We start from the raw sequence: 3,179 nt of genomic DNA on the forward strand, positions 1-3,179 counted from the left end.
ATGGAACACCTCTGGAAGATCGTCAGGGGAATCCCCTGGAATTCTCCCGTGGATTTGTAGACGGGAACGGAGCGCCTAGCCTCATCAACAACAGCGAGCGCACTGGAATCCGTGTTATGAAGTACAACCCGCGTAACGGTGGTGGTTTCGACAACAGCGTAATGATTTTCCGTTATGCAGATGCGCATCTGATGAAAGCAGAAGCTATTCTTCGCGGGGCTAGTGGCGGTGATGCCACAGCTTTGGTAAACGAACTGCGTACGATTAGAAATGCTACACCTCTGGGCTCCGTAAGTGAATCCGATATGTTGGACGAAAGAGGACGTGAATTATACTGTGAGTGGTGGAGAAGAAACGACATGATCCGTTTCGGACAATACACCCGTCAGTGGGAATTCAAGAGCGATACCGAAACAGGTAATGCTGCCCGTAATTTGTTCCCGATTCCACTGCCACAATTACTGGCCAATCCGAATCTGGTTCAGAACCCCGGATACTAGTAAAACCCAATACTTTATTTAAAGAAAAGCTACCTTCGGGTAGCTTTTTTTTTACCCGGATTATACCGAAATAATAAACAAAAGATTAACGAGTATTAACATTGCCTAAAAACCCTTTTTAAAGCGGCGCAATACCCTCCCTTTCCCACCCTATTTCTTTATTTTTGCCTGCACTTATCCCGGGAAATGAAAAGGATTCATGTCGTAAGTCTTTTGCTGATTTTTACGAGCAGTTGCACTACAGCGCCCTCCTCGGGCTTTACGCGCCTTTTCCCCTCTGAGACGGGAATCGATTTTTCCAATGCACTTCAAGAGACACCGGAATTGAATATCCTCACCTACCTCTATTACTACAACGGAGGAGGTGTGACAATTGCCGATTTTAACCAGGATACCCTCCCCGACATCTATTTTGGAGGTAACCAATCTGCCGATGCCCTATATCTGAATCGGGGCAATATGACTTTTGAAGAGGTTAGCATGGGTGCCGGAATCTCGAACAGCGACGGCTGGACCACAGGCACCACCCACGTGGATATTAACGGGGACGGGCTACAGGATATCTATATCTGCAAAGCTTCCGGATACCGTGGCCTACAGGGCCGGAATTTATTGTATCTGAATCTCGGTGTGGATTCCGACGGAATCCCCAAATTTGAAGAACGCGCCCCCGACTTTGGTCTGGACTTTTCAGGACTATCTACCCAGGCGGCATTTTTTGATTACGATCTCGATGGGGACCTCGATCTCTACCTTCTGAATCATTCGGTCCATCCGAATCGCACCTATGGGAAGGGCAATCAGCGCCTTATCCCGGACAGCCTCTCCGGGGATCGTTTCTATCGAAACGATAATGGTTTTTTTACGGACGTAAGTGCGGAAACGGGTGTTTTCCAGGGTAAAGCAGGTTATGGACTCGGGCTCGGAATCAGTGATCTGAACTGCGACGGGTACCCGGACATCTACGTGGGGAATGACTTTTTTGAGAATGACTACCTCTACATAAACAACGGCAATGGAACCTTTCGGGAACTCATTTCTGCAGGAGGAGGCGAGGTGGGGCATACCACACATTTCAGTATGGGCAATGACCTTGCCGATATCAACAACGATGGCATGGTAGATATCCTTTCCCTGGACATGTTACCCGAAGACCTTATCACCTATAAGACGTCCGGACTGGAATACGCCTATCCTATATACCGTCAATACCTCAATAATGGGTTTGCGCCCCAATACATGCAAAACACCCTCCAACTCAACACAGGAGAAAATCGCTTTTCAGAGATCGCCTTTCTCAGTGGAATTGCCGCTACGGAATGGTCGTGGGGGGGGCTTCTTGCGGACCTCGACAATGACGGCTTTAAGGATCTGTTTGTAACCAATGGCATCAAGGGGGCCACCAATGACATGGACTATATGAATTTTATAGCCAATGAGGACATTCAGAGAAGAATAGACCGGGGCATGGAAGACACAGATCTCCCGCTTACTCGTGAAATTCCACCAAAAAAGGTGTCGAATTATGTTTTCAGGAACAATGGCGATCTTACGTTTTCCGATAAGACTTCTCTATGGATCGGGCAGGAACCTACTTTTAGCAATGGGAGCGCCTATGCAGATCTGGATAATGATGGGGATCTGGACCTGGTGGTCAACAACCTGGATCAGCCGGCTACCATTTATCAAAACGATCTGGAAACCGGGAATTCCATAGCGCTGCACTTCTCTGGCACCGGCCCCAACACACGGGGCATAGGGGCCCGAGTGTTCGCCTATACGAACGGAAGTCTGCAGGTCTTTGAAAATTTTACGACCCGCGGCTACCTTTCCGCCGTGCCGGCCCATATACAAATTGGCCTGAACCAGGCCGAATCTCTGGACTCTCTTGTCGTTATCTGGCCCGGAGGGGCTTTTGAAAAACGTCAGGCTCTCCCTGTTGGAAAACCTGTAACGCTCAAACAGGAAGACGCCCGGGGAAATTACTATACTGGTTCCAGGTCTGAATCGTTTTGGGAAACGCGGGACAGTGTGCTTCCCTTTGTACACAAGGAAAACACCAGTCTAGACTTTGACCGGGAACCCCTGATCGCCTATGCCCGGTCGAACGAAGGTCCGGCGATATCCATTGGGGACGTCAACCGGGATGGGACAGAAGATATTTTTATAGGCGGGGCCAAGCGACAGGCCGGGGCTTTGTATTTACAAGGGTCAGAGGGTGATTTTTCAAAAACGGCTCCAGAACTTTTTGCTGTGGACGCCCTGAGTGAGGATACGGATCATATCTTTTTTGATGCAGACGCAGACGGATGGCTGGATTTGCTTGTGGTCAGCGGAGGCAATGAATTTACAGAGGGCCCCGCTATGCGACCCCGGTTGTACAGAAACCAGAGCGGGCAGTTCGTAAAAGACAGCCTGGCCTTTGCCGATTTTGGTATCAATGCTTCGGCTGTGGACACCCTGGATATTGACGGGGATGGAGACCTCGATATTTTTATCAGTTCAGATGCAGTTCCAGGGGCTTTTGGGAAAACACCAGAGCACATGCTTTTTGAAAATGATGGGAAAGGTGGTTTTACACCAATGCCTGCCGGTTTTATTTCCGGATTGCAGGCTTATGGCCCCATCGACGACTTTGGATGGGCCGATCTCAACGGAGACGGGCGCACCGATCTGGTG

At 49.4% G+C, this 3,179-nt stretch carries 2 protein-coding genes; both read left to right on the forward strand.

The window, feature by feature from the left end:
- Positions 1-500: RagB/SusD family nutrient uptake outer membrane protein (locus WBV75_RS02760; RefSeq protein WP_424119130.1), on the forward strand; the 500-nt coding region annotated here is incomplete at its 5' end.
- 186 nt (positions 501-686) lie between these two features.
- The coding region (locus WBV75_RS02765; protein ID WP_424119131.1) for a VCBS repeat-containing protein at positions 687-3,179 on the forward strand (2,493 nt) is incomplete at its 3' end.

Source organism: Robiginitalea sp., from assembly GCF_049588695.1.
Taxonomy (GTDB): domain Bacteria; phylum Bacteroidota; class Bacteroidia; order Flavobacteriales; family Flavobacteriaceae; genus Robiginitalea.